Here is a 26,239-nt window from a genome sequence, read left to right on the forward strand (position 1 = left end):
GCGCTAATATGCACCTGTATCCGTTAAAAATTTCTTCCTCCTAAGACCTCCTTCGTGCGGCCGTCTCTCTTATAATTCAATGGTATAGAACAAAATCCGGAATCGAATCCGCAGCGACTTGATTCAGCTTGCGAGCTGCGCGCCCGAAAATTTTCCTCGCCCTGTCGGCATGCGACGATCATGGGCGTCCTTGGTGCATGAAGCCTGCAAGGCGCCGGCTGAAACCGAGGAGAGAGACATGCCGAAATTGACCGTCATCACCCTGCTGACCGCAGCCCTTGCCGCCTTCGCACCCGCCGCGGCGCAGGCGGAGGAGATCAAGGAAAACCCGTTGCAAAGCATCGTCGGCAAGCCCGACAAGGCCGGCCACCTGTCGATCAACGGCATCGACTACTATTATGAAATCCGCGGCAAGGGCGAGCCGCTGCTTCTGCTGCATGGCGGCCTTGGCCTGATCGAGATGTATGGCGAAAACCTCAAGACCTTGCAGGAGAAGCGCCAGGTCATCGGCGTCGATCTCCAGGGCCATGGCCGCACGCCGCTCGGCAACCGACCGATCGATATCCCGGCCATCGGCGCCGACATGGCCGCGCTCGTTAGCCAGCTCGGTTATGAGCAGGTCGATGTGCTCGGCTATTCCTTCGGCGGCGGTGTCGCGCTGCAGATGGCCGCGCAGGCACCGGACAAGGTGCGTCGCCTCGTCATCGCGTCCGCACCGTTTGCCCGCAACGGCTTGTTCGCTGAAATGCTGCCGCAGCAGGCCTCTGTATCCGGCGCCATGGCGGACATGATGAAGGAGACGCCGATGTACAAATCCTACGCGGCTGTAGCGCCCGATGTCTCGCAGTTCCCCAAGCTGCTCGACGCCATGGGGGCTGCGATGCGCGAGCCGTATGACGCCTCCGACGCGGTCGCAAAGCTCTCGATGCCCGTCATGCTGATCTATGGCGACAGCGACATGATCCGGCCCGAACACATGATCGAATTCTACCAGAAGCTCGGCGGCGGCCTGCGGGATGCCGGCTGGATGCGGGAAAACATGTCGAAGAACCGCCTCGCCATCCTGCCCGGCCTGACACATTACGAAACCTTCGCAGCACCCGCGCTCGTCAGCACCGCCCTGCCGTTCCTGGATGGCGAGACCGGCGCACAGAGCTGGGCCGGCCAGATCAGCGGCAATTGAAAACGCTGAAGCCCGGAGGCGAAGATCGCATCCGGGCTTCAGTCCGTCCGTGAGGCCGTCGTGCCGGCGGGAGCCGCGCGTCGAACAACCCCTGTCGAGGGGCTCCGCTCAGCGGCAGACGCGGACGTGTCTGATGATCAGGTTGCCGTAATAGTCGTAGGACTTCACCTTCTTGATGAAGCAATGCGGCTGGTAGCCGTAGCTGTAGGAACCAGCCTGCGAGGGAGACGAGAAGGAAGAGACCGATGCAAGGGCAAGGGCGGCGATGAGGAGGATGTTGCGCATGGTCTGTTCCCCTAGGGTTCGGTTGCGGATGGCTCGTTGCATCCAGTGACCGGACCTTCGCATGACGGGACCTTGTGCGCTGTTCCGCATGGAACAGCGGCTCAGCGCAGCGTCTCAGTCCAGGCCTTGACCGTCCTTGCCATAGTGGCGAGGTGGTCGGCAGCGGAGAAGCCGGATAGGCTTTTGCGTGGTTTGAGGTCGTGGTCGCCGTCCTCAAGCCAGAGAATGCGAATACGCTCCGGCAGGTCGTAACCCAGCACCTCGTCCTTCGTGCCAAAAGGATCGCGCGTGCCCTGGCAGATCAGGGTGGGCACCTTCAGGTCCATCAGATGCGTCGTGCGCAGCTGGGCCGGTTTTTCCGGCGGGTGGAAAGGATAGCCGAGGCAAACGAGGCCGGCGACCTTGCCCTTGGCGTGCAGCTCATCCGCCACCATGCTGGCGACACGCCCGCCCATCGACTTGCCGCCGATGATCAGCGGCCCCTTGGCGCCAAGCGCTGCAACGGCGGCCACGAATTCCGGGTTCAACGTCTCGGCCTTTGGCGGCGGCTTGCGGCTGCCGTCTATGCGGCGCGCGGCCATGTAGGAAAATTCGAAGCGGGCGACCCGCAGGCCTTCCGCGGCGAGCGCTGCGGTTGCCGCGTTCATCGCCGCCGAATCCATCGGCGCGCCGCTGCCATGGGCGAGCAGCAGGGTGACGGGCGCGTCGTCAGGGCCATCGAACAGGAAAGGCGGGCTCATGCCGTGGTCATATCTATCGGGCCGGCAGTCGGTTTACTTGGCATGGTCCTTTACCTCGCCGGGCGCGATCGGATCGCTGGCGGGAAATGTCTCTTCCAGTGCCTCTTCGAGATAATCGTCCTGTTCCGCCTTCGCAGCCTTGTCCTGCTGTTGGGCGCGCTCCTTTTCGAGCGAGGCTTTCGGGCTGTCTTTCTCCGTGGCCATCGTCTTCTCCTGGGTTGCCTTCCCTAGAAGATAGGGAATTTTCCCGAAAGGGCGAGGGGTCAGGTCTCCGGCATGGCAAGTTCGACGATGACAGGCAGGTGGTTCGAACCGAACGCCGGGCCGACACGGTGGCTGCGCACCGAAATGTCAGGCGATACGGCGACATGGTCGATGGTGGCGCCGATATAGGCGAGCCAGTCGAGCTTCAGGCTGAAGCGCGTGACCGGTTGCAGCCAGCCGCCTTCGGTGGAGGCGAGGCCGGCCTGGCGCAGGAAGCTGCGATAGAAGGGCGACCAGGTCGGCGTGTTCCAGTCGCCGGCGACGATGACCGGCGCGCGCTGGAGATCGCCTTTCGCCGCATCGGCCGCCGCCGAGAGATAGGCGTTGCGGTCGCGCCACTGCCAGAGCCGGCGCGGCGTCTCTGGATGGAAGGCATAGAGGAAGAGCGGCTTGCCGCGCATGTCGAGCTCGAGCCGCAGCGGCTGCTTGTAGGCCTTGGGCTCGGTGAAGGCGCGCTTCAACTCGGTTTCTGCGCGGATCGGCAGGGTGGAATAGACCTTGATACTGTCGCGCGACAGGGCTTCCGCCCCACTCTCGTAGGGAAAGAGCCCGGCCGTGGAAAGGGCTGCCGCCCAGCGCCCTGTGGTTTCCTGCAGGACGACGATATCGGGCTTTTCCCGCCGCAACAGATCGATGAAAACGGCGGGATCTTCCGGGTTCTGCACGAAGAGATTGGCGGTCAACACCTTCAAGCCGTTGCCGGCCGCGGAGGGGCGGGCGGTTGGCACGTCGAAGGCGGGAATGAGGGCGACGGCAAGGCCCGCAAGCGCAATCACGATCGCCTTCACCCGCCGCGTGACAAGTGCCGCAACGACCAGCAGCACGCCTGACGCCACAACATAGGGCCAGGCGAAGGTGAGCAGATCGACAAGCCAGAACCGGTCGGCGGCAAGCACCACGATGCTGACGGCAAAGAGATAGGCGATGACGCCCGGCAGGACGAGGACACGGTAAGCCATGGTAATCGGCCCCCGGCGCGGCGCTGTCAGCATCGACTGTTCCCTCTGCATCACGGAATTCGGTTCAGCGCGATTCCCGTAACGGGAGGCTAGCATGTAGCCTGTGCATCCATGCGCTGCAATGACAAGGTGCCACTGAGCGACCGCTAGGAAAGGCTCTCCTGCACAGGTGCCCTGCTTATCCCGTTCCCGGTGAAGGGGGTGATAAGGGCGCTATCAGATGGGATATATCCGCCCATTCCGGGTTCAACGCTTCGATAAAGCCGATCTTCCTTTGCCTAGGCCATTTCTGAATGGCCTTTTGCCGCAAGAGCGCATCCTCGAACGTGTCGTATATCGCGTACCAGACGAGTGTTTCCATCTGGTGCTCAGGTGTTGCGCCGCGCAGGGATTTCTTCCGGCGCTCGCTAAGGATGTCTGGGAGGTCGGTATCTACCCTGACGATGAGGGCGTTGCGGGGTGGTGAAGAGACGATGTAAACGTAGGACTTATGCTTGAGCTCTTGATCGCCGCCCTCCGAAAAGCCGCTGGGCGATAGACGCTGCCTTTCTGCACGGACTGCCTCGATGAGCTTGATGTCCGCACGTATTGCCGCTTCGTCGAACTGCATGTCATCCAATACGTCATGCTCTTCGTCCGGTGGGAGCGTCATTCCATGTTGCATTGCATTTTCAAGGCACAAACCCTTGCTAGGAAACAATAACATCGATCGCCCGATCTTTTTGCCCCGGCGATCGTAAAGCTCCCAACACCAACCCAGGTCGGTCTTGAAGACGCGCAATCCTTCGGTGAAATTTCCCCTCTTTTCGGGCATGGCCTCTCCGCTTCCAATGACTCGCGCAATGGTGGCGATAGGTTGATCGACTGAGGAATTATGTCAAGACAATCAAGGTGATAATTCTTTTGTGTCCTGGATGTTGAGGCTCTGGATCGGTTGTACTAAGCGGCGAATACCCCTCATTTTTATTTACTGAAAGTGTAAAATATACACGTATTGATTGATTTTTGTCCTTTGAGATAGGTAAGGTCATACAAAAAAATACCCCGGCGATTGCCGGGGTATTCATGACGGTTTCGGAAGGTTCCTGGGGCCTCAGCTGCACCCGCTCGTCGCACCACAGGTATCGCACTTCTCGCAGGTGCCGTTGCGCACCATCGTGAAGTTTTGGCACTCCGAGCACATGTTGCCCGTGTAGCCCTGGGCGATGGAGCGCATGCGGCGTTCGTTTTCGAGCTTCTTGGCGTCGGCCTTGGCGCTTGCGGCTTCGGCGGCGGCCTTGTCGGAGAAGAGGGCGGTGATGCCTTCTGCTTCCTCGGCAGCGTCGTCGGCCATTTCCTCGGCCAGTTCGGCGGCGCGTTCCTCGTAATCGCGCTTGAAGGCGACGATTTCGTGGGTGCTGGCAGCGACGGTCGGCTCCAGCTTGCGGGCGGTGTTGCCAGCAAACGCTGTCACGTTACCCGTCGAGGCTGCCTTGGCGGGGGCGGCGGTGGCGGCACCCTTCGGCTCGGAGAGCTGACGCTCGGTCTGGCCGCCCTGGATGAGCGTCGGCTTGTGGCCACGCGTCCAGCCGGTCGAGAATGGGTTGGTCTTGCCTTCCTGGATGCCCTTGCCAAGCGCGGTGTTCGAGAAGTCCGACTGGTCGACATGCGCAAGGTCGTGACGGCCGAGATAAGAGACGGCAAGCTCGCGGAAGACGTAGTCGAGGATCGACGTGGCGTTCTTGATCGCGTCGTTGCCCTGAACCATGCCGGCCGGCTCGAACTTGGTGAAGGTAAAGGCCTCCACATATTCTTCGAGCGGCACGCCGTACTGGAGACCCAGTGAGATGGCGATGGCAAAGTTGTTCATCATCGCACGGAAGGCCGCACCTTCCTTGTGCATGTCGATGAAGATCTCGCCGAGGCGGCCATCACCGAATTCGCCGGTGCGCAGATAGACCTTGTGCCCGCCGACGACGGCCTTCTGGGTATAGCCCTGGCGGCGGTTCGGCAGCTTCTCACGGTCGCGCACGACGCGCTCGATGATACGCTCGACGATCTTTTCGGTGACCGTGACCGCCTGGGCGGCGGCGGGGGCCGCGACCAGCGCCTCGATCGCATCGTCCTCGTCCTCTTCGTCCTCGATCAGCGAGGCATTGAGCGGCTGGGAGAGCTTGGAACCGTCGCGGTAGAGGGCGTTGGCCTTCAGCGCGAGCTTCCAGGAGAGCATGTAGGCGTTCTTGCAATCCTCGACGGTCGCCTCGTTCGGCATGTTGATCGTCTTGGAAATGGCGCCCGAGATGAACGGCTGGGCGGCCGCCATCATGCGGATGTGGCTTTCGACCGAAAGGTAACGCTTGCCGATCTTGCCGCAGGGATTGGCGCAATCGAACACGGCGAGATGTTCGGCCTTGAGGAAGGGCGCGCCTTCCAGCGTCATTGCACCGCAGACGTGGATGTTGGCGGCTTCGATTTCCTTCTTCGAGAAGCCGATATGCTCCAGGAGGTTGAAGGACATGTCGGAGAGCTGGGCGTCCGAAACCTTCAGCACGTCCTTCAGGAAGTCGGCGCCGAGCGTCCACTGGTTGAAGGCGAACTTGATGTCGAAGGCGGACTTCAGGCCGGCGTTGACGGCTTCGATCTTCTCGTCGGTGAAGCCCTTGGCCTTCAGCGAGCCGGGGTTGACGCTCGGTGCCTGGTTGAAGTTGCCATGGCCGACCGCATAGGCCTCGATCTCGGCGATCTGGCTTTCCGAGTAGCCGAGCGTGCGCAGCGCTTCCGGTACGGCGCGGTTGATGATCTTGAAGTAGCCGCCGCCGGCGAGCTTCTTGAACTTCACCAGAGCGAAGTCGGGCTCGATGCCGGTCGTGTCGCAGTCCATGACGAGGCCGATCGTGCCGGTCGGCGCGATAACCGTCGTCTGGGCGTTGCGGTAGCCGTGCTTTTCGCCGAGTGCGACGGCCTTGTCCCAGGCGGCCTTGGCATGGACGATCAGGGTCTGGTCCGGGCACTCGTCGTGGACGAGGGCGACGGGGTTGACCGAGAGGGCCTCATATCCGGTGGTCTCGCCATAGGCGGCGCGGCGATGGTTGCGCATGACGCGCAGCATGTTGTCACGGTTCGGCTCGAAATTCGGGAACGGGCCGAGCTCGCTCGCCATTTCGGCAGACGTCGCATAGGACACGCCCGTCATGATGGCGGTCAGCGCGCCGGCGATGGCGCGGCCTTCCGTCGAGTCGTACGGGATGCCGGAGGACATCAAGAGGCCGCCGATATTGGCGTAGCCGAGGCCGAGCGTGCGGTATTCGTAGGAGCGCTCGGCGATCTGGCGCGAGGGGAACTGCGCCATCATCACGGAAACTTCGAGCACGACGGTCCACAGGCGCACGGCATGTTCATAGTCGGCAATGTTGATGTTCTTCGTGGCCGCATCCTTGAACTGAAGCAGGTTCAGCGAGGCGAGGTTGCAGGCCGTGTCGTCGAGGAACATGTATTCCGAGCACGGGTTGGAGGCGCGGATCGGGCCTTCGGCCGGCGAGGTGTGCCAGTCGTTCATCGTCGTGTTGAAGTGCAGGCCCGGATCGGCCGATGCCCAGGCGGCGTAGGAGATCTGCTCCCAGAGGTCGCGAGCCTTCAGCGTCTTCATGACCTTGCCGTCCTTACGGGCGGTCAGGTTCCAGTCACCGTCATTCTCGACGGCACGCAGGAAGTCGTCCTTCAGTGAGACGGAGTTGTTGGAGTTCTGGCCGGAGACGGTGAGGTAGGCTTCCGAATCCCAGTCGGTGTCGTAGGTCTTGAACTCGAGGTCCTTGTAGCCCTGCTTGGCGAACTGGATGACGCGCTTGATGTAGTTTTCCGGAACCTGGCTCTTCTTGGCAGCGCGGATTTCGCGCTTGAGGGCCGGATTTTCCGCCGGGTCATAGCAACGGTCGCCTTCGGCCGAGCAATTGACGCAGGCCTTCATGATGGCCTTGAGGTGGCCGGCGACGATCTTCGAGCCGGTGACGAGGGCCGCCACCTTCTGCTCTTCCTTGACCTTCCAGTTGATATAGGCCTCGATATCCGGGTGATCGATATCCACCACCACCATCTTGGCCGCACGGCGCGTCGTGCCGCCCGACTTGATGGCGCCGGCGGCGCGGTCGCCGATCTTCAAGAAGCTCATCAGGCCGGAGGAACGGCCGCCGCCCGAAAGCTTTTCGCCTTCGCCGCGCAGATGCGAGAAGTTGGAGCCGGTGCCGGAGCCGTATTTGAAGAGGCGGGCTTCCCGCACCCACAGGTCCATAATGCCGTTTTCGTTGACGAGATCGTCTTCAACCGACTGGATGAAGCAGGCATGCGGCTGGGGATGTTCGTAGGACGATTTGGACTTGGTCAGCTTGCCGGTGAAGGGGTCGACATAGAAGTGGCCCTGGCCGGGGCCGTCGATGCCATAGGCCCAGTGCAGGCCGGTGTTGAACCACTGTGGGCTATTCGGGGCGACGCGCTGGGTGGCGAGCATATAGGCAAGCTCGTCCTTGAAGGCAGCAGCGTCTTCTTCCGATGCGAAATACTTGCCCTTCCAGCCCCAGTAGGTCCAGGTGCCGGCGAGACGGTCGAAGACCTGACGGGCATCGGTTTCCGAGCCGAAGCGCTCACCCTCGGGGAGCTTCGCCAGAGCGTCGGTGTCGGGCACGGAGCGCCACAGGAAGGAGGGAACGTCGTTCTCCTCGACCTTCTTCAGGCGCGCGGGCACGCCGGCCTTGCGGAAGTACTTCTGGGCGAGGATGTCGGCCGCGACCTGAGAGAACTGTGCGGGCACGTCGATATCGGCGAGGCGGAAGACGATGGAGCCATCCGGGTTCTTGATCTCGCTGGTGGCCTTGCGGAATTCTATCTCCGCATAGGCCGACTGGCCGGGTTTGGTGAAACGACGTTCTATGCGCATGTCCGTTGTCCTCTTCTGCCGCATCCTGCCTTCAAGCCAGGGCGCAATTATCCCCGTCCGGCCACGACATGACTCGCAGCCAGCCTCGATGTTCCAATCCGTTTGGAAATCCCGATCGATCTCGGGATCCTGTATCTTGCGGTGAGTTTAGCTGCAAACACTAAATATAGTATCAACAGCTTCTTCTTTCCAGTCCCATGGATCGCAATGACGCTTCAGGAAATCCTGCGCAAACACCCTCGTGCAGCGAGCGGATCATCCACCCGGCCACATGCGCATGGAACGCGATTTCGTGATGAGAACCGACCTCGTAACAATACGGTTCAGCCGCCGCCGCAACTTGGATTTCATTAACCTCATCAGGCCGATTCTCGTCAAGGGCTGGTTTGTGAACGAAGTTTGAACCCTATATCTTGTGCCTGCTGCCTGTGGAAAATGGGGACAGCACGGGATGCCTGAAAAATCAGCGGCTTCCGGGCGAAAGGTGAGGTGGCGAGCCACGCCGTTGTGGAAAAGCGAAAAAAATCACGGGTGAAAATGCGGGTTTTTTTTACACCCCGACTTCAAGCAATAGCCAAGGAAGGTGACTTGTGATCCGTGGATAAAGTGATTCTCGTCCGTGGCGTCAGAGCGCGTCCAGATTAACGCCCACGGTGATGGCGCCGATGATTTCTCCATTACCGGGATCGCGGATGGGAAGGCTCGCCTGCGACTGCATGAGCTGAGTCGATTCGTCTCGCTCCGCCTCCTCGATATGCACCAGCCCTGCACCAAAACTCTTCAGCCATTTGGTCTCGTCGCCCTGCCAGTAGTCGGAGGTGATGTCGCTCTGACCGACATTGAGGCCGCGATTGTCCATGACGAAGATTTCGGTGATCAGCCCTTCGGTCGCACGCTGCTGGCCCTTCAGGTAGAGCGACAGCGGGTTGGAGAGTGCCGCGTCGATCAATGGTCGCTTGGCGCTCAAGAGTTCGGCGCGCCAGCGTGCATCGAAATCTTGGATGTCCGCCTGGCTCAAACGGGAATGAAGCGCATTCTGGGCGATGACGGCATTGATGATGGCAGGCTCGGTCAGCCAAGGGCGCACATTGGCTTCGACATAGTCGGCGACGGCGGTGATGCGAATATCCTGCTGCGCGTCCACCGGTGCAGCCGGGAGCAGCGCGATGACAAGGGCCGCCGCCAATGCCGGCGATTGATAGGGCATGACTGTTCCGCGCCTCCCATCACCGATCCGATCGGCGAACATAAGGACTATCTTTTGCAGGCATTGCGGAAAGATTAAGCCGGCGGAGTGCTGCGCGCACTCCGCCGGCTTTTCACGAAAATTTGTCAAATCAGGACGTTGCGGCGCAACCTTCGATCGATTTACCGCAGTTTTGCGGCACGTCAGCCGCGCGTGCCCTTGGCGATCGGCTCCTGATAGGTGAAGCCCATGTCCCAGGGGAAATAGATCCAGGTGTCCTGGCTGACCTCGGTGACGAAAGTATCGACCAGTGGACGACCCTTCGGCTTTGCATAGACCGCGGCGAAGTGCGCCTTCGGCAGCATGGCGCGCACCTGGGCGGCGGTCTTGCCGGTGTCGGTGAGGTCGTCGACGATGAGGATGCCTTCACCGCCATGCTGGGTCAGCTCCGGCGAGATGCCCTTGAGGACATGCATGTCGCCCTGCGAGACATAGTCGTGATAGGAGGCGACGCAGACCGTCTCGATGAGGCGGATGTTCAGCTCGCGCGAAATGACGGCGGCTGGGACGAGACCGCCGCGGGTGATGCAAACGATCGCCTTCCATTCACGGTCGCCATCGGCCAGCCGCCAGGCAAGCGCCCGTGCATCGCGGTGGAACTGGTCCCAGGATACGGGAAAGGCTTTGTCGGGCAGCGACATGGCGGGACTCCTGCTAGGCGGAAAAAGAAGATTCCTCTTTTCTAATCCACTTCGCTGGTCAAGAAAATGATCGCCCGGTCATGCAAGCCGGGCGATCCACAGGCAAGTCCGCCTACCGCGACATCAGCACCGGCACACGCGCGCCGCGCATCATGGCGCTGGTGACGCCGCCGAACAGGCGCTGGCGCAACCGCGAATGGCTGTAGGCGCCCATGACGATGAGGCCGGCATCGATATCCGTGGCCCGGCGGTTCAGTGTTTCGGCAACCGAATGATGGGTCGACGATGCGGACGCGGTGGAAATCTTCACGCCGTGACGGGAAAGCGTGGCAGCCAGTTCCGCACCGCAGAAATCGGCCGACTGCATGCCGTTGTCGGGTGGATCAATGGTGAAGATCTCGACTTCCTTAGCGGCCGTCAGGAAGGGCAGGGCGTCGAAGGCGGCGCGCGTCGCCTCACGCGAGCCGTTCCAGGCGAGCAGCACACGATCGATCGGTTCCGGGCCGGCCGGCACGTTAGAGACGAGATAGACCGGCCGCCCGCTCTCATACAGCAGGTCCTCGATATCCTCGCGGGCTGGGCCATCGAGATCGGGATCGAATTGGCCGGCAAGCACGATATCGGCCGCACGCGCACTGTCGATCACACCGGCCGAGGCATAGCCGGCTGAACCGGTGAAGAGCCGCCACTCATAGGAGATGTCGTCGCGTTCGCAGCGCGAGCGGAACGCCTGCTCGACGGTCCGGGATTGCTCGCGGGCGCGTTCCTGGAGCTGGAGCACGGCGTTGGGATCCGGATATTCCATCGGCGCGATCAGCGTCACGACGACGGGCGCTTCAGCGTGGATACCGATGACATGCCCACCCGTGCGGCGCGCAAGCGCCAGCGCGTGATCCGTGACTTTTCCGGCGTCCTCAGTGGCGCTCAACACCGCCACGATGGTCTTGTAGGTCATTTCGGCCTCCTGTCTGGTTCTGCGCCAGCATCCCCTCGCCAAGACCGGAAAACCTTGATCAGGATCAAGACACGGCCTTGGCTGTGGCGATTTCGGCGATCATCGCCATGATATCACGTTCGGCCGCTTCCGCCGGTGCTTCCTCGCGGCTGCGGATGACGATTTCCGTCGAAAACCGATTCTCCGAAAAGCGCGGATAGGAGCCAATGCTGGTGTCCGGATGGTTTTTCTGAATCGCCGCCAGCGCGCTGCCGATGTCGCCTTCGCCGAAGGGCGAGGCGACGGAGCGAGAGAGCATCGGCTTGCCGCCCGCGAGCTGCGGCACAACGGTGCCGAGCATGGCGGTAAAAACCTGCGGCACGCCGGCCATCACATAGACATTGCCGATATGGAAGCCCGGCGCGGTGGAGACGGCATTTTCGATATGGACAGCGCCCTCGGGCATGCGCGCCATGCGCTGGCGGGCTTCGTTAAACTCCACGCCGCGCTTCTCATACATCGCGCCGAGCAGCTGCATGGCAAGCGGATCGTGCAGGCAGGGCACGCCGAAGGCCTTGGAGATCGCATCCGCCGTGATGTCATCATGGGTCGGGCCGATGCCGCCGGACGTGAAGACATAGGTGTAGCGAGCGCGTAGCGCATTCAGCGCCGCGACGATATCGTCCTCCTCGTCGCCGACGATACGAACCTCCTTGAGGTCGATGCCGGCGAGGAAAAGCATGTCGGCAAGTTGGCCGATATTCTTGTCCTTGGTGCGCCCGGAGAGCAGTTCGTCGCCGATGGCGAGCATGGCGGCGGTGGCGATCGCAGTGGAACTCATGGGTGCTTCCTGGATTTCGTAAGAAATGCCGACCGATCAGGCAGGCATTGTCAATGGCAGGTGAACAGTCTGTCGACCGGGCAGCTTCTGACGCCGCTCACCCAAAGTGCTACATCCAAGCCGACGCCGCGATCAAGCGGAAAGCCTTTTCGAACAGGAGACGACAATGGCGAAAGTACTGGTTCTCTATTATTCGGCCTACGGCCATATCGAAGCGATGGCCTATGCGGTCGCGGAAGGTGCGAAGTCGGCCGGTGCCGACGTGACCGTCAAGCGCGTTCCGGAACTGGTATCGGAAGAGGTCGCCAAGGCTTCCTACTACAAGATGGACCAAAAGGCCGAGATCGCCAAGGTAGAGGAACTGGCCGACTACGACGCCATTATCGTCGGCGCAGGTACGCGTTTCGGCACGGTCGCCTCGCAGATGCGCAATTTCTGGGACCAGACGGGTGGCCTGTGGGCTGCCGGCAAGCTGGTCGGCAAGGTCGGCTCGGTCTTCACGTCGTCCGCCACCCAGCACGGCGGCCAGGAATCGACCATCCTCGGCTTCATCCCGACGCTCCTGCACCACGGCCTCGTCGTCGCCGGCCTGCCGTATGCCTTCCAGGGCCAGATGGGTGTGGACGAAATCAAGGGCGGTTCGCCCTACGGCGCTTCCACGATCACCGACGGCGACGGCTCGCGCCAGCCTTCGCAGGTCGAACTCGACGCCGCCCGCTTCCAGGGCGCTCATGTCGCCAAGCTCGCGGCAAAGCTTTCGGCCTGACGTTCTCCTGAAACGTCGCTGAAAAAGAGGGTGCGGCCAGCGTCAGGGGCCGCACCCTTTTTTATTGTTTGAAAACGGGTGTGTCTCCGTCGGCCACTTGATCCCGATGATCGCGTCGGCTACCCACTGTTGCCATGCGGGCGTGGCGAAACTGGTAGACGCAAGAGACTTAAAATCTCTCGGCCTTGGCTGTGCGGGTTCGATCCCCGCCGCCCGCACCAGTTTCCAGACTCTCAGGAAATTACTTGGTCGGCTTCACCAGTGAGATGACGCGCGGCTTGGAGGGGGCGTCGAGCCATTCGATCCAGGTGTCGCGTTCCTCGATTGTATCGAAGAAGCGCCAGAGCTTGAATTCGTCGTCGGTGGTTTCGAGCATTTCGCCGATGGAGACGAGTTCCATAGGCAGCGTCACCTCGTTGCCGTCATAGCGGATGAAGTAGATGCCTTCGGCGGCAAGCCGGATGACCTGGCCGGTGCCGTAGCTGCCATCGGGATCGTCGACGGTGAAATACATGCCGGTCAGCGTGTCGAAAACTTTGTCGTTCATGGGGTCCAGTGCAGTTCTGAAAAGCGCGTGGTTTCGCCGTCTTGATGGACCCACAACAGGGGTTCGTCAATCCGCAGGCCTAAGGGGCGGGGCTGAAATCGCCATCTGCGCGCGGAGGATAAAAATCCCCCGCGCTACAGAATCAGCCGAAGGCGTTGAACACGAGATAGAACAGCGCCGAAATTGCGGCCGCCGAGGGCAGGGTGATGATCCAGGCCCAGACGATGTTGCCGGCAAGGCCCCAGCGCACGGCCGAGACGCGGCGGGCGGCACCCACGCCGATGATGGCGCCGGTGATCGTGTGGGTGGTCGAGACCGGGATGCCGAGCCAAGTGGCGCCAAACAGGGTGAGCGCGCCACCGGTCTCCGCGCAAAAACCCTGCATCGGGTTGAGGCGGGTGATCTTCGAGCCCATCGTGTGCACGATGCGCCAGCCGCCCATCAGCGTGCCGAGCGCCATGGCGGCCTGGCAGGAGATGACGACCCAGAAGGGCACGTAGAATTCGCCGCCGAGATAGCCCTGCGAATAGAGCAGCACGGCGATGATGCCCATCGTCTTCTGCGCATCGTTGCCGCCATGGCCCAGCGAATAGAGCGAGGCGGAGATGAACTGCATGACGCGGAAGGTGCGGTCGACGGCGAACGGCGTCTGACGCCTGAAGAGCCAGGAGACGATGAGCACGAGGATGAGCGCCAATACGAAGCCGATCATCGGCGACAGGAAGATGGCACTCGCCGTCTTGATGAGACCGCTCCAGACGACGGCGCTGAAGCCGGTCTTGGCAAGGCCGGCGCCGACGAGGCCGCCGATCAGGGCATGCGACGAGCTCGAGGGGATGCCGAAGATCCAGGTGACGACGTTCCAGATAATCGCACCCATCAGCGCCGCGAAGATGACGAGCGGGCTGACGATGCCGGGATCGATGATGCCCTTGCCCAGCGTTTCGGCGACATGCAGGCCGAAGAACAGGAAAGCGATGAAGTTGAAGAACGCCGCCCACATGACGGCATATTGCGGGCGCAGGACGCGCGTCGAGACGATCGTGGCGATCGAATTTGCCGCATCGTGCAGGCCGTTCAGGAAATCGAACAGCAACGCGATGCCGACGAGCGCGATCAGCAGCGGAAGGGCGAGGGTCGCGTCCATCAGACGTTCTCGATCACGATACCGCTGATTTCGTCCGCCACGTCCTCGAAGCGGTCGACGACCTTTTCGAGTTCGGCATAAATCTCGCTGCCGATGATATAGGCCATCGGGTCGGACTTGCCGAATTCCTTGAACAGCGCCTTCACGCCCTGATCGTGCAGCTCGTCCGAGCGCCCTTCGACGCGGGTGACTTCCTGGGCGATCGCGCTGAGGCGGTCGGCATGCACGCCGACCTTGTCGAGCAGCGGGATGGCCTCGGCGATGAGATGGGCGGCCTTGACGACGGTGGCGCCCATTTCCTGCATGCCGGGCTGGAAGCTCGTCTGCTCGTAGAGGCGGATGGTCTTGACCATCTTGTGCATCATGTCGATGGCGTCGTCCATCGACTGGATCAGGTCCTTGATGTCGCCGCGGTCGAAGGGCGTGATGAAGCTGCGGCGCACGGCAAGCAGGACCTCGGCCGTGATGGCGTCGGCCTCGTTTTCCAGCGCGACGATGCGGTTGCAGTGTTTTTCCATATCCGGCCCGCCGGCCAGAAGCGCCTGCAGAGCCTCGGCGGCGCCGACGACGGTGCGGGAATGCTGCTCGAAGAGATCGAAGAAACGGTCTTCACGCGGCATGAGTTTGCGAAACAGCGAAAGCATGGATGCCCCTTACCTGGCTGGGGTTGTCATGCGGCTGTCATAATTGAGCGAGCACGCGCTGGAAAGCGCTGATTCGCCGCTTGTCACAATTCTCTTGGCGTTCGGTAAACGCCTATTGGACTATCTTGAACGGCTGTTCGCTGATGGCGACGGCACCACTGGCGGCATCGCGGAAGCGGTATCGCAGGACGTAGTCGCCCGCTGGAGGGCCGCTGAGGTTAAGTGTCAGCTTGGCGAAGATCTCCTGGTTGCGGACGGTTCCTTTGAAATCGAACGAGCCGAAGGCCTTTTGCTCGGCAAGCACGATTCCCTTGGGGTCGAGGAGCTCCAGATCGACGGTGAAATGCGATTCGAGCGCGCCGTCCTTGCCGGGCCGCCAGGTCAGACCCACAGGCTCGACATACGAGATCAGCGCTTCGCCGGCCTTGAAACTGGCCTCCGGGCGCGCGGTGAACATCCCGTAGCCCTCGGGTGGGGCGGAGACGAAGACCGCTTTGCCGATGGAGAAGGGCAGCGTGGCGGCAAACGCGCCATAGGCGTCGCGGATTGTATTGTGCGCGCCGACCGTATCGCCGGCGGCGGCCTGTTCCTCGGCCTTCTTCGCCGCATCGGCAAGCGGTCCGGCAAATGCGGGCGCCGGTATTAGCGCAGCGATAAACAGCATGCGCAACAGGGACTTCGACACGACCATACACTCAACCTCCAGCCGGATGGCCGCAGGATGCGAATAAGCGTGACAACAGTCAACTCTTCCAGAAGAGTGGGGTTAATATGACGAGCACCGTGAGGATTTCCAGGCGTCCGAGCAGCATGAGCAAAGAGAGCAGATAGAGCGCCGCATCGTGGAACCCCGCGAACGTGCCGGCGGGGCCGATAGCCTGCGTCACGCCAGGGCCGACATTGGAAAGCGAAGTCGCTGCCGCGGAGAGCGCCGTCAACACGTCGTAGCCCATGAGACTAAGCGCGATCGCTGCGAAGGCCGAGATCGCCACATAGGTGATGAAGAAAAGGAAGACGCTGCGCTGGAGATCGGCATCGACGGTCATCGGCCCGTAGCGCACGGCGTGGATGCCGTCGGGATAGATCAGGCGGTAGAGGCCGGTGCGGATGAAGTTGAAGAGGATGATGAGGCGATAGGCCTTCAGGCCGCCGGCCGTCGAGCCCGAGCAGCCACCCATGAAGGTCGCGACGAAGGCGAGCGCCACGATGAAATGGCCCCATTGGGTATAGTCGTCGCTGGCAAAACCGGTCGTCGAGAGGATCGAGGAGACGGTGAAGAAAGAATGCGCCAGCGCCTGATGGAAATCGACGCCGTTCTGCAGGCGCTGGAAGACGCTGGCCGCGATGGCGAAGAGAGCGAGATAACCGAGAAAAACGCGGATCTGCGGGTCACGCCACGCGTCGATGCGCCCGCGCACGACGAAGAGGATCAGCACGGAGAAGGGCAGGCTCGACAGCGTCATGAAGAAAGTTGCGGCCCAGAGCAAAGGCAGGCTCTTGAAGTAGCCGAAGGAGGCGTCGTGGGTGGAAAGCCCGCCGGTCGCGACCGTCGACATGGCGTGGTTCAGCGCATCGAAGCGGCTCATGCCGAGCGCGGCATAGACGACGGCGCAGATCAGCGTGATCGCCACATAAATGGCGAGGAAGGCGCGCGTGTAACTTGCGATGCGCGCGAAGGGCTTGTCGGCGGTATCGGAGGATTCGAGCTTGAAGAACGACATGCCGCCGACGCGCAGATACGGCATGATGAAGAGGCCGAGCGCCAGAATCCCGACGCCGCCGAGCCAGTGTAGCAGCGAGCGCCACATCAGGACGCCGGGCGGCGCATGATCGAGACCGACGATAACGGTGGAACCGGTTGTGCTGATCGCCGAGACCGATTCGAAGAAGGCTTGCGCGAAGGTTAGGTCGAGCGACGACAGCCAGAGCGGGATCGCGCCGATGACGCTGCCCGAGAGCCAGAGCATGTTGACGACAAGAAAGCCCATGCGCTTGTTGAAGGGCGGCGGGCCGGCGCGGGTGGCCGCCGCCGTCGCCAGCGACAGCGCGCCGGTGAAGAACGCCGAGAGGAAGAAGATTTCCGAGTCGGGGTGCCCATAATAGACGTCGATCAACGCGGGCAGCAGCATCGCGACCGAAAGATAGATGCCACTGATGGCGGCGATATTGATGGCGGACCGGAAGATGGTGGCGTTCACGGGTGTCCTGCGTGCCGGCTGGGCTCAAGTTGGTCTCGAAAGGCCGCGCGGCCGGGACGGGTGGTGTCCGTCGCTGCGATATGCAATAGCGTTTGCATCGCCCAAACTCAAGGATAGGCTACTCTGCCACCCTGAGAGCGTTGAAAGGTTTGAAGAATGATCGGCTTGTGGTGCCTCTGTCCCTGCCTGTGAAGGTGCGGCATGCCGTTTTGAACCTGAACCCTTTTGTAGACGGACCATTAGCATGAAATCCGATGTTGACTCGGCCATGGAGGCCTTGCGCGGTCTTTTCCCCGAAACGCCGCTCCAGCTGAACGAGCACCTTTCCGCCCGCTACGGCGCCGAGATCTACCTGAAGCGCGAAGACCTTTCGCCGGTGCGATCCTACAAGATCCGTGGCGCCTTTAATTTCTTCCGCAAAGTTCTGGCGGAGGAAAGCGCACCACGCAGCTTCGTCTGCGCCTCGGCCGGCAATCACGCGCAGGGCTTTGCCTTCGTCTGCCGCCATTTCGGCGTGCCAGGCGTGGTGTTCATGCCGGTGACGACGCCGCAGCAGAAGATCGACAAGACGCGCATGTTTGGCGGCGAATTCGTCACGATCAAGCTGGTCGGTGACTTCTTCGACCAGTGCTACAAGGCCGCACGCGACCATGCGGAAGCGACCGGTTCGCTGATGGTGCCGCCTTTTGACCATGCCGACATCATCGAGGGCCAGGCGACGGTGGCGGCGGAAATCGTCGAACAGCTTGGCGACGGCAAGTTGCCGGATCTTGTGGTTCTGCCGGTCGGCGGCGGTGGCCTCGCGTCCGGCGTTACGGGCTATTTCGACGGCACGATCGGGCCGTCCAACTTCTTGTTCTGCGAGCCATCAGGCGCGCCAAGCCTCAAGCGCAGCCTCGAAAGTGGCGCGGTGGTGACGCTCGAAACGGTCGACAACTTCGTCGACGGTGCCGCCGTCGGCCAGATCGGCGCACTGAATTTCTCGGCTCTCCGCCGGTTCTCGGCCGATCAGGTCATGCTTCTGTCGGAAAACGCGATTTGTGTGACCATGGTGGACATGCTGAACGTCGAGGGCGTGGTGCTGGAGCCGGCCGGTGCACTGTCGCTGGCGGCGCTGGAGGAACTGGGCCGCGAAAAGCTGGAGGGCAAGACGGTCGTCGCCGTCGTCTCCGGCGGCAATTTCGATTTCGAGCGGCTGCCCGATGTCAAGGAACGCGCGATGCGCCACAAGGGGCTGAAGAAATACTTCATCCTGCGCCTCGCGCAGCGCCCCGGCGCGCTTCGCGATTTCCTCAACCTGCTCGGGCCGGATGACGATATCGCCCGCTTCGAATATTTGAAGAAATCCGCGCGCAATTTCGGCTCGATCCTCATCGGCCTTGAAACCAAGTCGCCCGAGAATTTCGTGGCGCTCAAGAAGGCCTTCGACGGCGCGGGCATGGGCTATCAGGACATCACCGAGAACGAAATTCTCGCAAATCTTATTATTTAGGGACTGGCATGGATGGGCGCGCTCGCCTCTTGGAGGGCGTGCCGGCCTGTGTTAGCAATCGGCCATGGCTTCTTTCTTTTCAAAACTCTTTGGTCGCGGCGGCGATACGGCAACTCCGTCAAAATTGGCGGAGGAAACCGAGGCTTACAACGACCTCACCCTTGTCGCAGCGCCCATTCCTGAAGGCGGCCAGTATCGCCTAGCCGGGCGGATCGAAAAGCGCGACGGCGATCGGGTGCTGACCCGCAGCTTCATTCGCGCCGATCTGTTCTCCTCACGGGATGACACGGTCGCTTCGACCTTCCGCAAGGCAAAGCAGATTGCCGATCAGCACGGCGTCTCCCTGTTCAGCGACGGTGTGGACAGCCGACAGGTTTGATCCTGCTCGATAAAGCTGTTTTAGCCAATAAAAGTCATACAAAAAGTGCCGGGACGCTGGAGTACTGGCGCGAATGGCTGTATCCGCAGCACAAGTGACTTGTTGCAACTATGCCGGTGTTGTTAGCTGCCGGCAGTCGACGAATTCTGCGGATCGATCATGGGTACTGAAAATCTGATCCTGCTTCTCATCGAGGCCGGGTTCTATTTCGTCTTCATGGTGGGCCTGCTGCATCTGCGCCATCAACTCGGCATCGGCGTCTTCGTCGCAGCGCTCGGCGTGATGCACTTCCTCGAGACCTATCTTGCCGCCGTCTTCTATATCGAGCTGCCCTTCGGCGTGATTTCGCCGGGCTCTTCGGTTCTGTTTTCCGGCAAGCTGATGATGATCCTTCTTCTCTATGTGAAGGAGGATGCCGCCGTCGTGCGCGCCCCGATCTACGGGTTGCTTGCCGGCAATTTCCTGACGGTGGGCCTCAGTTTCTTCCTGCGTCATCACCAAACGATCGGCGCCGTGCCAGGCCGCATCGCCGATCTGGCCTTCATCGACGAGATGGGCTGGTTGATGCTTTGGGGCACAATGCTGCTCTATGTCGATGCGCTCGCCATCATCCTGCTCTATGAGCGCTTAGGACGTGTCTTCAAGAAGAGCACGGCGCTGCGCTTCTTCGTGTCGGGCGTGTTCGTGCTCACCTTCGACCAGATCGGCTTCTATTCCGCGCTACATCTCCTGAACGGTGCGCCGATCGCTGTCTTCTGGGGCGGCTGGATCGCCAAGATGCTGGCAGCCTGCGTCTATGCGGTGCTGATCACCGTCTATCTTTATTATTCGCGCATTTCCGCCATCCCCGTCTCGCCGCGGCCGATCGCTGATATCTTCGCCGACCTCACGTTCCGCGAGCGCTACGAGGATTTGCTGGATCGATCCGGCCGTGATGCACTGACTGGCGTCTACGATCGCAGCAGGCTGGAATTCGAGGCGCCGCGCCTGCTTTCGGCCATGTTGGTGGACGGCAAGCCGATGGCGCTGATGATCATCGATGCCGACCACTTCAAGGACGTTAACGACCGGTTCGGCCATCTTGCCGGCGACGGCGTGCTGAAGGACACTGCTTCCTGCCTGCAACGCGCACTGCGGACGAATGACCGTCTCTTCCGCTTCGGCGGGGAAGAATTCGTCGTCATCTGCGGGGATATCGCACCTGTAACTGGAGCTGAGCGGGCCGAAACCCTCCGCCGCGCCGTCGAGACAGAAATCCGCCGGCCGGATGGCGTGCCGGTCACGGTCAGCATCGGCGTCGCCAACAGCTATACCGACGGCACGACGCTGAACGCACTGCTCTCGGCCGCTGACAGCAGGCTCTACGCCGCCAAGAGCGCCGGCCGCAACCGCGTGATATCCGAATAGGCCTGCACCGTTTTTGGGCGCTCGCAGCCTGAAAAATCGTCCGTCACAAAAGGTTCATATGTGCTTCCTATACGGGCAGCAGAGCCTCTCCCATGGACGGATAGCGATCATGTTCGAAGACCACCATCTGAGCCGTATCAAGGCCGAAATCGCCGACAGCTTCGATGAGGAGCTGGAAATGCAGATCGAGGAGGAGCGTCTGGACGAACTCGTTGCCGAGGGCATGTCGGAAGTGCCGGCTCAAACGCTGGAGCGCCGGGTCTACTTCCGCGAGCTTTTCCGTCTCCAGCATGAGTTGGTGAAGCTGCAGGACTGGGTGCAGCACAAGAAGCTTAAGGTCGTCGTTCTCTTCGAAGGGCGTGATTCCGCCGGCAAGGGCGGTGCGATCAAGCGCGTGACGCAGCGTCTCAACCCGCGCGTCTGCCGCGTCGTGGCGCTTCCCGCGCCGACCGAGCGAGAGCGCAATCAATGGTATTTTCAGCGTTATGCCGCCCATCTGCCGAGTGCCGGCGAGATGGTGCTGTTCGATCGCTCCTGGTACAACCGCGCCGGCGTGGAGCGCGTCATGGGTTTCTGCACGTCTGAGGAGCTGGAAGAGTTCTTTCGCTCGGTGCCGGAATTCGAGCGCATGCTGGTGCGCTCCGGTATCATCCTCATCAAATACTGGTTCTCGATCACCGACGAGGAGCAGGAGTTCCGCTTCCGCATGCGCATCCACGATCCTTTGAAGCAGTGGAAGCTCTCGCCGATGGACCTGGAAAGCCGCGTCCACTGGGAAGACTACACCAAGGCCAAGGAAGAGATGCTTTCGCGCACCCATATCCCGGAAGCGCCCTGGTGGATTGTCGAGGCCGTCGACAAGAAGAAGGCCCGCCTCAACTGCATCGCCCATCTTCTGGCGCAGGTGCCTTACGAGGACGTGCCGAAACAGGCGATCGACCTGCCGGAGCGCGTACGCCATGACGACTATATCCGTCATGAGCCACCGGATGAGATGTATGTGCCGGATGTCTACTGAAACCGGCCTCCGCCCTTGAGCCTTCTCGACCAGACGGAGCGGGGCCTCACGCCGGGCCTCGTCGGAGCCTACCGGGCCTCGCCCGGCGGGCCCGTCGTACCTGTAGCAGCGCAGGATATCGAGGCGGTGCTGGCAGCACCTGACGGGTGGGTCTGGCTGCATGTCGATCTCGTTGACCAGCGCACGCAAGCCTGGCTGCCGGGCCGTTGCGCCTTGCCTTCTGCCGCCCGCGCCATCCTCGAAGGCCATGACGAAAGCCTTGTGCTCGGCCATGAGGCAGGAATGACGCATGGCGTCATCGCCGATCTCCAGCAGCAGGAGACCGAACGCGCCTCCACCACAGTGGGGCGGCTGCATTTCGCGCTGACGGAGCGCCTGCTCGTCACCGGGCGGCGCCATCCCGTGGAGGCGGTGAACCGGGTTCGCCGGTCTTTTGCCGAAGGGTTTTGCCCGGCGACGGCCTACGAACTCTTCGAGGCGATCGTCGCGGCTTTCTGCAAGAACACCGCTATCAAGCTGAAGGAGGCTTCGGCCATGCTCGACGCGGTAGAGGATCGGCTTGTCACGGAGCGGCTGAGCGACGAACGCCGAAGCCTCAAGGAGGTCCGTCGTCTCGCCGTATCTTTGCATCGGCCGGTTGCCGGCATGGTGGCGCTGTTCGAGGAGGAGGACCGGGAGGATTGGGCGCTCTCGGACAATGCCCATGCGGTGCTGCGCCGCTTGTCGATGCGGCTTGAACGGCTCGACCGCGAAATCGTCATGGTCAACGACCGCGCGCGCCTGCTGCAGGAGGAAATGGCGGCGGAGCTGGCGGACGAATCGAATCGCAGCCTGAAGGCTATGGCCGTTATGAGTGCTTTGCTGCTGCCAGGTACGCTCGTCGTCGGCGTCTTCGGCATGAACACGGCCGGCCTGCCGTTCAGCGTCGGTGAAACTGGATTCTTCTGGGCGATGATGCTGGGTATCGGTGCAACCGCGCTGTTTTATTGGCTGCTGCGCCGCGCCGGTATCAACCTGCGCTTTTAGATACCGACATTCGGCCGGTCGATGATTTCGCGCAACGCGAAACTCGAATTGATCTTCACCACATGGGGCAGGGCCGACAGCCAGTCGCGGTGGATGCGCTCATAGTCTTCCAGATCCTTGGCGGCGACGCGCAGGATATAGTCGTATTCCCCTGACATCAGGTAGCAGACGAGCACGTTCGGGCAGAGCTTCACCGCCTGCTCGAACTCGGCAAGCGTCTTGGCGAACTGGCCCGAGAGCGAGATGTGCACGATGGCGATCATCTTGTAGTCGAGCGCCTTGGGTGAAACGCGGGCGTGATAGCCGTTGATGACGCCGGATTTTTCCAGAATGTCGAGACGCCGCGAACAGGCCGAGGGCGACAGGCCGACGCGTTCGGCGAGTTCAGCATTCGAAATCCGGCCGTTCTGCTGAATCACCTTCAGGATCGTAGTATCAATCGCATCCAGTTGTGCCATTCGAATTTCTTTCGAAAAAATATCTAATATTCGAAGAATATTCGATTGAGAGCAGTTTCGCAAACGCGCTTTGCAAGGACATTGCGCGCGTCCTCTGGTTCCATTGTGGTCCCCCGCTGGGAGCGCGGGAGATTGCAACGAGACAGGAGAGGAACGCGCATGCGTGTCGGTTGTCCGAAGGAAATCAAGAATCACGAATATCGGGTCGGTCTGACGCCGGGTGCTGTTCGCGAATATGTGGCGCATGGCCACGACGTCATCATCGAAACAAAGGCCGGCGCCGGCATCGGCGCTGATGACGATGCCTACCGCGCCGCCGGCGCGAAGATCGTTGCCACCGCCGCGGATATCTTCCAGAAGTCCGACATGGTGGTGAAGGTCAAGGAACCGCAGCCCTCCGAATGGGCGCAGCTCCGCGACGGACAGATTCTCTACACCTACCTGCATCTCGCGCCCGATCCGGAGCAGACCAAGGGACTGCTGGCCTCCGGCGTCACGGCCATTGCCTACGAGACGGTGACGGATGATCGCGGCGGCCTGCCGCTGCTGGCACCGATGTCCGAGGTTGCCGGCCGTCTCTCCATCCAGGCGGGCGCCACGGCGCTCCAGAAGGCCAATGGCGGCCGCGGCATTCTGCTCGGCGGCGTGCCCGGCGTGCTGCCGGCCAAGGTCGCGATCATCGGCGGCGGCGTTGTCGGCCTGCATGCGGCGAAGATGGCCGCCGGCCTCGGCGCCGACGTCTCCATCCTCGACCGCTCGATCCCGCGCCTGCGCCAGCTCGACGATCTCTTCGGCGGCCGCATCCACACCCGCTATTCGACGATCGACGCGCTGGAAGAGGAAGTCTTCTCCGCCGATCTCGTCGTCGGCGCCGTACTGATCCCCGGTGCTGCCGCGCCAAAACTCGTGACCCGCGAAATGCTCTCGGGCATGAAGAAGGGTGCCGTCATCGTCGACGTCGCCATCGACCAGGGCGGCTGCTTCGAGACCTCGCATGCAACGACCCATTCCGATCCGACCTACGAGGTCGACGGCGTGGTGCACTACTGCGTCGCCAACATGCCGGGCGCCGTGCCGGTCACCTCGGCGCATGCGCTGAACAACGCGACGCTGCACTATGGCCTCCAGCTGGCCGACAAGGGTCTCAAGGCCATTGCCGAAGACCGCCACCTGCGTGCTGGCCTCAATGTGCACAAGGGCCGCGTGACGAACGCTCCGGTGGCCGAAGCCCTCGGCTACGATGCCTTCGCGCCGGAAGCCGTGCTGAACGTCGCCTGATTTTTTCAGATGCGAAACTGAGAAGGCCCGGAGCGATCCGGGCCTTTTTCATGCCCGCTCGACGCGGCACTGGTAACAGTTGTTACGGGCGGAGCGGATATGCAGATAGGCGACATCCTCGCGGTCGAGCAGGTCCTGCGCGTAGGCGGGAATATCGGCGTTCGGCACCACAGAGCCGGTGCCGTAAAGGATGCGGTTTTCCGCGGAATAGCCGCGCACGATATAATCGCGGCTGGTCAGCATCGGCGGCATGTCCGCTGATGGCTGGTGTGCGGCACAGGGCTCGGCATGCAGGAAGATCGGACCGGTCTCCGCATAGGGCTGAAGGGCCGGGAAGGGGCGGTGGGCGAGGATCAGGTAGGGCTCGCCGGCACCGACGAGCCGCAGGCAATGGCGGCAGGGCACACCGTCGCCGTCGGATACCTGCCGTTCCGGTTTCAGGCCATAGGCGTCATTGCCGCCGCCCCAATAGGCGGCGGCGATCTCGGTGGGCATGGGCAAGAAGCGGATGGACATGGAGGGCTCCGATCGTTGGACTGGAGGCCATCTTCTCCATTCCCGCTTCTGGCGACACCCGATACTTGCCACGGCAAACAAAACCGCCGACGCGCGGCCGGCGGTTGGAGGCGTTAGCGAACGAATTCGTCGATGCGGCGCAGCGTGACGCGACGGTTGCGCCATTCTTCGTACTGGGTCTGGACCAGCAGGTATTCCTCGCCATAGCCGACCGTTTCGAGGGCGCGGGCGGGGAGGAGGAATTCCTGCACAAGTACGCGCTTCAGCGATTCGGCGCGGCGTTCGGACAGGATCTGGTTCGATTCGAACGAGCCGACGGCATCCGTATGGCCTTCGATGAGGAAGACGGCATGGCGGCGGCGGCGCAGCAACTGCTCCATGGCGCGAGCAATCTGGCGGACCTTGCGATATTCCGAATGTGGAATTTCCGCCGAGCCGAAGGCGAAGTTGATCGACTGGATGTTGATTGAGGAAGCCGCACCACGCAGGTCCGGCCGGCGCTTGAATTCGCGCACGGTCACACGCTCCTCGTTGCGCAGACGACGCGACGGCGCTGCATCGAGGCGACGCAGGATGATTTCTGCCGACGGGGTTTCCTGTGCCAGCGCGGCGTTCGAGAAGAGCGGAGCGGCGAAGGCGGCGGAAAGCGCGGTCAGAAAGGCGCGGCGTTGCATGATGTGGTCTCCTTGGTCCTGATCGTTTGTTGGCGCCAAAGTGCCATTTGCGATCTGAAGCAGACCTGAACCCCGCCTTTATCTCCCGTTCAGATTGTTTAACGGGGTTCCGCCGGCATCAGACAGTCGCGTTTGGCGAGGGCCAGCAGTTCAGCATCCGAGAGCGGCACCACTTCGGCGTCGCGCGTGCCGACTGGCGAGAAGCCGAACATCTGGTAGAGCTGGAGGGCGCGGGGATGGTCGAGATTGTTCGTCGTCACCGTCACGCGCTTCGGGCCGAGCGCCCACGCGGCATAGAGCGTCTGGAGCAGGAACCACTTGCCGATGCCCAAGCCGAGCGCGCGCTCGAGCAGGCCGAAATGCGAGAGCTCGATGACGTCGTCGTCAAGTTGCAGCAACTCAAAGAAGCCGGCGGGAGCGCCGTTGACGTAGAGCACGGTGACGGAGTTGCGCTTGTTCCCGAGCGTCGACGCCAAGGTCGCATCGTCCATGCGCAGCCGATCGACCCAGTGCCAGCGGCTGCCGACCTGCCGGTAGAGGAAGCGGTAGAAGGCCAGCGGAATGTCCGGCGCGCTGAGGATGGCCGTATGCACATTGACCGGCACCGGCAGGCTCTGCTTAGGCGGTGCGGTCATTTCGAGCGCAGTAATATGCACGGCGATGGGCGCGGGCTGGACCTTCTTCGCCATA

At 61.9% G+C, this 26,239-nt stretch carries 27 protein-coding genes and 1 tRNA gene; 9 read left to right on the top strand and 19 right to left on the bottom strand.

The window, feature by feature from the left end; genetic code table 11:
- The first annotated feature begins 238 nt into the window (after nt 1-238).
- On the top strand, nt 239-1,183 hold the full coding sequence (locus D0Y60_RS23165) for an alpha/beta hydrolase (protein ID WP_117372313.1): 945 nt from the start codon (nt 239-241) through the stop codon (nt 1,181-1,183).
- Nucleotides 1,184-1,291: 108 nt separating this feature from the next.
- Here the strand turns inward: D0Y60_RS23165 and D0Y60_RS24810 are convergent, their stop codons facing one another.
- The 10 genes from D0Y60_RS24810 to D0Y60_RS23205 all read right to left on the bottom strand — a co-directional run bounded on the left by D0Y60_RS24810 (nt 1,292) and on the right by D0Y60_RS23205 (nt 11,999).
- Complete coding sequence (locus D0Y60_RS24810; protein ID WP_158565541.1) at nt 1,292-1,468, bottom strand: hypothetical protein; 177 nt, start codon at nt 1,466-1,468, stop codon at nt 1,292-1,294.
- A 101-nt stretch (nt 1,469-1,569) separates the two neighbouring features.
- A complete protein-coding gene (locus D0Y60_RS23170) occupies nt 1,570-2,208 on the bottom strand; it encodes an alpha/beta family hydrolase (protein WP_117372314.1) in 639 nt (212 codons plus the stop codon).
- A 33-nt stretch (nt 2,209-2,241) separates the two neighbouring features.
- Nucleotides 2,242-2,412, bottom strand: coding sequence for a hypothetical protein (locus D0Y60_RS24920; RefSeq protein WP_199564261.1), 171 nt, complete (start codon nt 2,410-2,412; stop codon nt 2,242-2,244).
- Between the two features lie 59 nt (nt 2,413-2,471).
- On the bottom strand, nt 2,472-3,431 hold the full coding sequence (locus D0Y60_RS23175) for an endonuclease/exonuclease/phosphatase family protein (RefSeq protein ID WP_158565542.1): 960 nt from the start codon (nt 3,429-3,431) through the stop codon (nt 2,472-2,474).
- A gap of 178 nt (nt 3,432-3,609) precedes the next feature.
- Nucleotides 3,610-4,245, bottom strand: a complete 636-nt coding sequence (locus tag D0Y60_RS23180) for a hypothetical protein (RefSeq protein WP_117372316.1) — start codon at nt 4,243-4,245, stop codon at nt 3,610-3,612.
- A 279-nt stretch (nt 4,246-4,524) separates the two neighbouring features.
- The gene (locus tag D0Y60_RS23185; RefSeq protein ID WP_117372317.1) at nt 4,525-8,337 is read right to left on the bottom strand and encodes a vitamin B12-dependent ribonucleotide reductase; all 3,813 of its coding nucleotides are present in this window, start codon (nt 8,335-8,337) and stop codon (nt 4,525-4,527) included.
- 625 nt (nt 8,338-8,962) lie between these two features.
- Complete coding sequence (locus D0Y60_RS23190) at nt 8,963-9,544, bottom strand: cache domain-containing protein (protein WP_117372318.1); 582 nt, start codon at nt 9,542-9,544, stop codon at nt 8,963-8,965.
- A gap of 182 nt (nt 9,545-9,726) precedes the next feature.
- Nucleotides 9,727-10,224, bottom strand: a complete 498-nt coding sequence (gpt, locus tag D0Y60_RS23195; RefSeq protein WP_117372319.1) for a xanthine phosphoribosyltransferase — start codon at nt 10,222-10,224, stop codon at nt 9,727-9,729.
- A 112-nt stretch (nt 10,225-10,336) separates the two neighbouring features.
- Entirely contained in the window at nt 10,337-11,179 is an 843-nt protein-coding gene (locus tag D0Y60_RS23200) for a universal stress protein (RefSeq protein WP_117372320.1), read from the bottom strand.
- A gap of 64 nt (nt 11,180-11,243) precedes the next feature.
- A complete protein-coding gene (locus D0Y60_RS23205) occupies nt 11,244-11,999 on the bottom strand; it encodes a competence/damage-inducible protein A (RefSeq protein WP_117372321.1) in 756 nt (251 codons plus the stop codon).
- Between the two features lie 166 nt (nt 12,000-12,165).
- On the opposite strand from D0Y60_RS23205, the gene wrbA reads away from it, so the two are divergent.
- On the top strand, nt 12,166-12,765 hold the full coding sequence (gene wrbA / locus D0Y60_RS23210; RefSeq protein ID WP_117372322.1) for an NAD(P)H:quinone oxidoreductase type IV: 600 nt from the start codon (nt 12,166-12,168) through the stop codon (nt 12,763-12,765).
- Between the two features lie 136 nt (nt 12,766-12,901).
- Nucleotides 12,902-12,986: transfer RNA gene (locus D0Y60_RS23215), tRNA-Leu, on the top strand.
- A 20-nt stretch (nt 12,987-13,006) separates the two neighbouring features.
- Here D0Y60_RS23215 and D0Y60_RS23220 read toward each other — a convergent pair.
- The 5 genes from D0Y60_RS23220 to D0Y60_RS23240 all read right to left on the bottom strand — a co-directional run bounded on the left by D0Y60_RS23220 (nt 13,007) and on the right by D0Y60_RS23240 (nt 17,301).
- Entirely contained in the window at nt 13,007-13,312 is a 306-nt protein-coding gene (locus D0Y60_RS23220; RefSeq protein ID WP_117372323.1) for a hypothetical protein, read from the bottom strand.
- A 142-nt stretch (nt 13,313-13,454) separates the two neighbouring features.
- Nucleotides 13,455-14,459 carry an inorganic phosphate transporter gene (locus D0Y60_RS23225; protein WP_117372324.1) on the bottom strand — a complete coding sequence of 335 codons (1,005 nt, stop codon included), beginning with the start codon at nt 14,457-14,459 and terminating at the stop codon, nt 13,455-13,457.
- The gene (locus D0Y60_RS23230; protein WP_117372325.1) at nt 14,459-15,103 is read right to left on the bottom strand and encodes a DUF47 domain-containing protein; all 645 of its coding nucleotides are present in this window, start codon (nt 15,101-15,103) and stop codon (nt 14,459-14,461) included. Before D0Y60_RS23230 ends, D0Y60_RS23225 begins: the two co-directional genes overlap by 1 nt.
- 112 nt (nt 15,104-15,215) lie before the next feature.
- Entirely contained in the window at nt 15,216-15,794 is a 579-nt protein-coding gene (locus tag D0Y60_RS23235; protein ID WP_117372326.1) for a hypothetical protein, read from the bottom strand.
- A gap of 52 nt (nt 15,795-15,846) precedes the next feature.
- Nucleotides 15,847-17,301 carry a TrkH family potassium uptake protein gene (locus D0Y60_RS23240; protein WP_117372327.1) on the bottom strand — a complete coding sequence of 485 codons (1,455 nt, stop codon included), beginning with the start codon at nt 17,299-17,301 and terminating at the stop codon, nt 15,847-15,849.
- A gap of 244 nt (nt 17,302-17,545) precedes the next feature.
- Between D0Y60_RS23240 and ilvA the strand changes: the two genes are divergently transcribed.
- The 5 genes from ilvA to D0Y60_RS23265 all read left to right on the top strand — a co-directional run bounded on the left by ilvA (nt 17,546) and on the right by D0Y60_RS23265 (nt 22,623).
- Entirely contained in the window at nt 17,546-18,793 is a 1,248-nt protein-coding gene (gene ilvA, locus D0Y60_RS23245) for a threonine ammonia-lyase (RefSeq protein ID WP_117372328.1), read from the top strand.
- Nucleotides 18,794-18,857: 64 nt separating this feature from the next.
- Nucleotides 18,858-19,172, top strand: a complete 315-nt coding sequence (locus D0Y60_RS23250; RefSeq protein ID WP_117372329.1) for an HlyU family transcriptional regulator — start codon at nt 18,858-18,860, stop codon at nt 19,170-19,172.
- Nucleotides 19,173-19,328: 156 nt separating this feature from the next.
- Nucleotides 19,329-20,579, top strand: a complete 1,251-nt coding sequence (locus D0Y60_RS23255) for a GGDEF domain-containing protein (protein WP_199564262.1) — start codon at nt 19,329-19,331, stop codon at nt 20,577-20,579.
- A 109-nt stretch (nt 20,580-20,688) separates the two neighbouring features.
- Nucleotides 20,689-21,597 (top strand): polyphosphate kinase 2, encoded by a 909-nt coding sequence (gene ppk2, locus D0Y60_RS23260; protein ID WP_117372331.1) that lies wholly within the window; start codon nt 20,689-20,691, stop codon nt 21,595-21,597.
- A gap of 15 nt (nt 21,598-21,612) precedes the next feature.
- Nucleotides 21,613-22,623 carry a CorA family divalent cation transporter gene (locus D0Y60_RS23265; protein WP_117372332.1) on the top strand — a complete coding sequence of 337 codons (1,011 nt, stop codon included), beginning with the start codon at nt 21,613-21,615 and terminating at the stop codon, nt 22,621-22,623.
- Here D0Y60_RS23265 and D0Y60_RS23270 read toward each other — a convergent pair.
- The gene (locus tag D0Y60_RS23270; protein ID WP_117372333.1) at nt 22,620-23,081 is read right to left on the bottom strand and encodes an Lrp/AsnC family transcriptional regulator; all 462 of its coding nucleotides are present in this window, start codon (nt 23,079-23,081) and stop codon (nt 22,620-22,622) included. The genes D0Y60_RS23265 and D0Y60_RS23270 overlap by 4 nt on opposite strands.
- 159 nt (nt 23,082-23,240) lie before the next feature.
- Here D0Y60_RS23270 and ald point away from each other — a divergent pair, with 159 nt between their 5' ends.
- On the top strand, nt 23,241-24,359 hold the full coding sequence (gene ald, locus D0Y60_RS23275) for an alanine dehydrogenase (protein ID WP_117372334.1): 1,119 nt from the start codon (nt 23,241-23,243) through the stop codon (nt 24,357-24,359).
- A 48-nt stretch (nt 24,360-24,407) separates the two neighbouring features.
- On the opposite strand, the gene D0Y60_RS23280 is transcribed toward ald, so the two are convergent.
- The 3 genes from D0Y60_RS23280 to D0Y60_RS23290 form a co-directional block, all read right to left on the bottom strand.
- Nucleotides 24,408-24,875, bottom strand: coding sequence for a DUF1203 domain-containing protein (locus D0Y60_RS23280; RefSeq protein WP_117372335.1), 468 nt, complete (start codon nt 24,873-24,875; stop codon nt 24,408-24,410).
- 113 nt (nt 24,876-24,988) lie between these two features.
- A complete protein-coding gene (locus D0Y60_RS23285; protein WP_117372336.1) occupies nt 24,989-25,549 on the bottom strand; it encodes an OmpA family protein in 561 nt (186 codons plus the stop codon).
- 98 nt (nt 25,550-25,647) lie between these two features.
- Nucleotides 25,648-26,238, bottom strand: a complete 591-nt coding sequence (locus tag D0Y60_RS23290; protein WP_117372337.1) for a GNAT family N-acetyltransferase — start codon at nt 26,236-26,238, stop codon at nt 25,648-25,650.
- Nucleotide 26,239: the final 1 nt, after the last annotated feature.

Source organism: Shinella sp. WSJ-2, assembly GCF_003432075.1.
Classification (GTDB): Bacteria; Pseudomonadota; Alphaproteobacteria; order Rhizobiales; family Rhizobiaceae; genus Shinella.

Coding starts and splice junctions, on each gene's coding strand:
- D0Y60_RS23165 (WP_117372313.1), top strand. CDS start 239: ATGCCGAAATTGACCGTCATCACCCTGCTGACCGCAGCCCTTGCCGCC.
- D0Y60_RS24810 (WP_158565541.1), bottom strand. CDS start 1,468: ATGCGCAACATCCTCCTCATCGCCGCCCTTGCCCTTGCATCGGTCTCT.
- D0Y60_RS23170 (WP_117372314.1), bottom strand. CDS start 2,208: ATGAGCCCGCCTTTCCTGTTCGATGGCCCTGACGACGCGCCCGTCACC.
- D0Y60_RS24920 (WP_199564261.1), bottom strand. CDS start 2,412: ATGGCCACGGAGAAAGACAGCCCGAAAGCCTCGCTCGAAAAGGAGCGC.
- D0Y60_RS23175 (WP_158565542.1), bottom strand. CDS start 3,431: ATGGCTTACCGTGTCCTCGTCCTGCCGGGCGTCATCGCCTATCTCTTT.
- D0Y60_RS23180 (WP_117372316.1), bottom strand. CDS start 4,245: ATGCCCGAAAAGAGGGGAAATTTCACCGAAGGATTGCGCGTCTTCAAG.
- D0Y60_RS23185 (WP_117372317.1), bottom strand. CDS start 8,337: ATGCGCATAGAACGTCGTTTCACCAAACCCGGCCAGTCGGCCTATGCG.
- D0Y60_RS23190 (WP_117372318.1), bottom strand. CDS start 9,544: ATGCCCTATCAATCGCCGGCATTGGCGGCGGCCCTTGTCATCGCGCTG.
- gpt (WP_117372319.1), bottom strand. CDS start 10,224: ATGTCGCTGCCCGACAAAGCCTTTCCCGTATCCTGGGACCAGTTCCAC.
- D0Y60_RS23200 (WP_117372320.1), bottom strand. CDS start 11,179: ATGACCTACAAGACCATCGTGGCGGTGTTGAGCGCCACTGAGGACGCC.
- D0Y60_RS23205 (WP_117372321.1), bottom strand. CDS start 11,999: ATGAGTTCCACTGCGATCGCCACCGCCGCCATGCTCGCCATCGGCGAC.
- wrbA (WP_117372322.1), top strand. CDS start 12,166: ATGGCGAAAGTACTGGTTCTCTATTATTCGGCCTACGGCCATATCGAA.
- D0Y60_RS23220 (WP_117372323.1), bottom strand. CDS start 13,312: ATGAACGACAAAGTTTTCGACACGCTGACCGGCATGTATTTCACCGTC.
- D0Y60_RS23225 (WP_117372324.1), bottom strand. CDS start 14,459: ATGGACGCGACCCTCGCCCTTCCGCTGCTGATCGCGCTCGTCGGCATC.
- D0Y60_RS23230 (WP_117372325.1), bottom strand. CDS start 15,103: ATGCTTTCGCTGTTTCGCAAACTCATGCCGCGTGAAGACCGTTTCTTC.
- D0Y60_RS23235 (WP_117372326.1), bottom strand. CDS start 15,794: ATGGTCGTGTCGAAGTCCCTGTTGCGCATGCTGTTTATCGCTGCGCTA.
- ilvA (WP_117372328.1), top strand. CDS start 17,546: ATGAAATCCGATGTTGACTCGGCCATGGAGGCCTTGCGCGGTCTTTTC.
- D0Y60_RS23250 (WP_117372329.1), top strand. CDS start 18,858: ATGGCTTCTTTCTTTTCAAAACTCTTTGGTCGCGGCGGCGATACGGCA.
- ppk2 (WP_117372331.1), top strand. CDS start 20,689: ATGTTCGAAGACCACCATCTGAGCCGTATCAAGGCCGAAATCGCCGAC.
- D0Y60_RS23270 (WP_117372333.1), bottom strand. CDS start 23,081: ATGGCACAACTGGATGCGATTGATACTACGATCCTGAAGGTGATTCAG.
- ald (WP_117372334.1), top strand. CDS start 23,241: ATGCGTGTCGGTTGTCCGAAGGAAATCAAGAATCACGAATATCGGGTC.
- D0Y60_RS23280 (WP_117372335.1), bottom strand. CDS start 24,875: ATGTCCATCCGCTTCTTGCCCATGCCCACCGAGATCGCCGCCGCCTAT.
- D0Y60_RS23285 (WP_117372336.1), bottom strand. CDS start 25,549: ATGCAACGCCGCGCCTTTCTGACCGCGCTTTCCGCCGCCTTCGCCGCT.
- D0Y60_RS23290 (WP_117372337.1), bottom strand. CDS start 26,238: ATGGCGAAGAAGGTCCAGCCCGCGCCCATCGCCGTGCATATTACTGCG.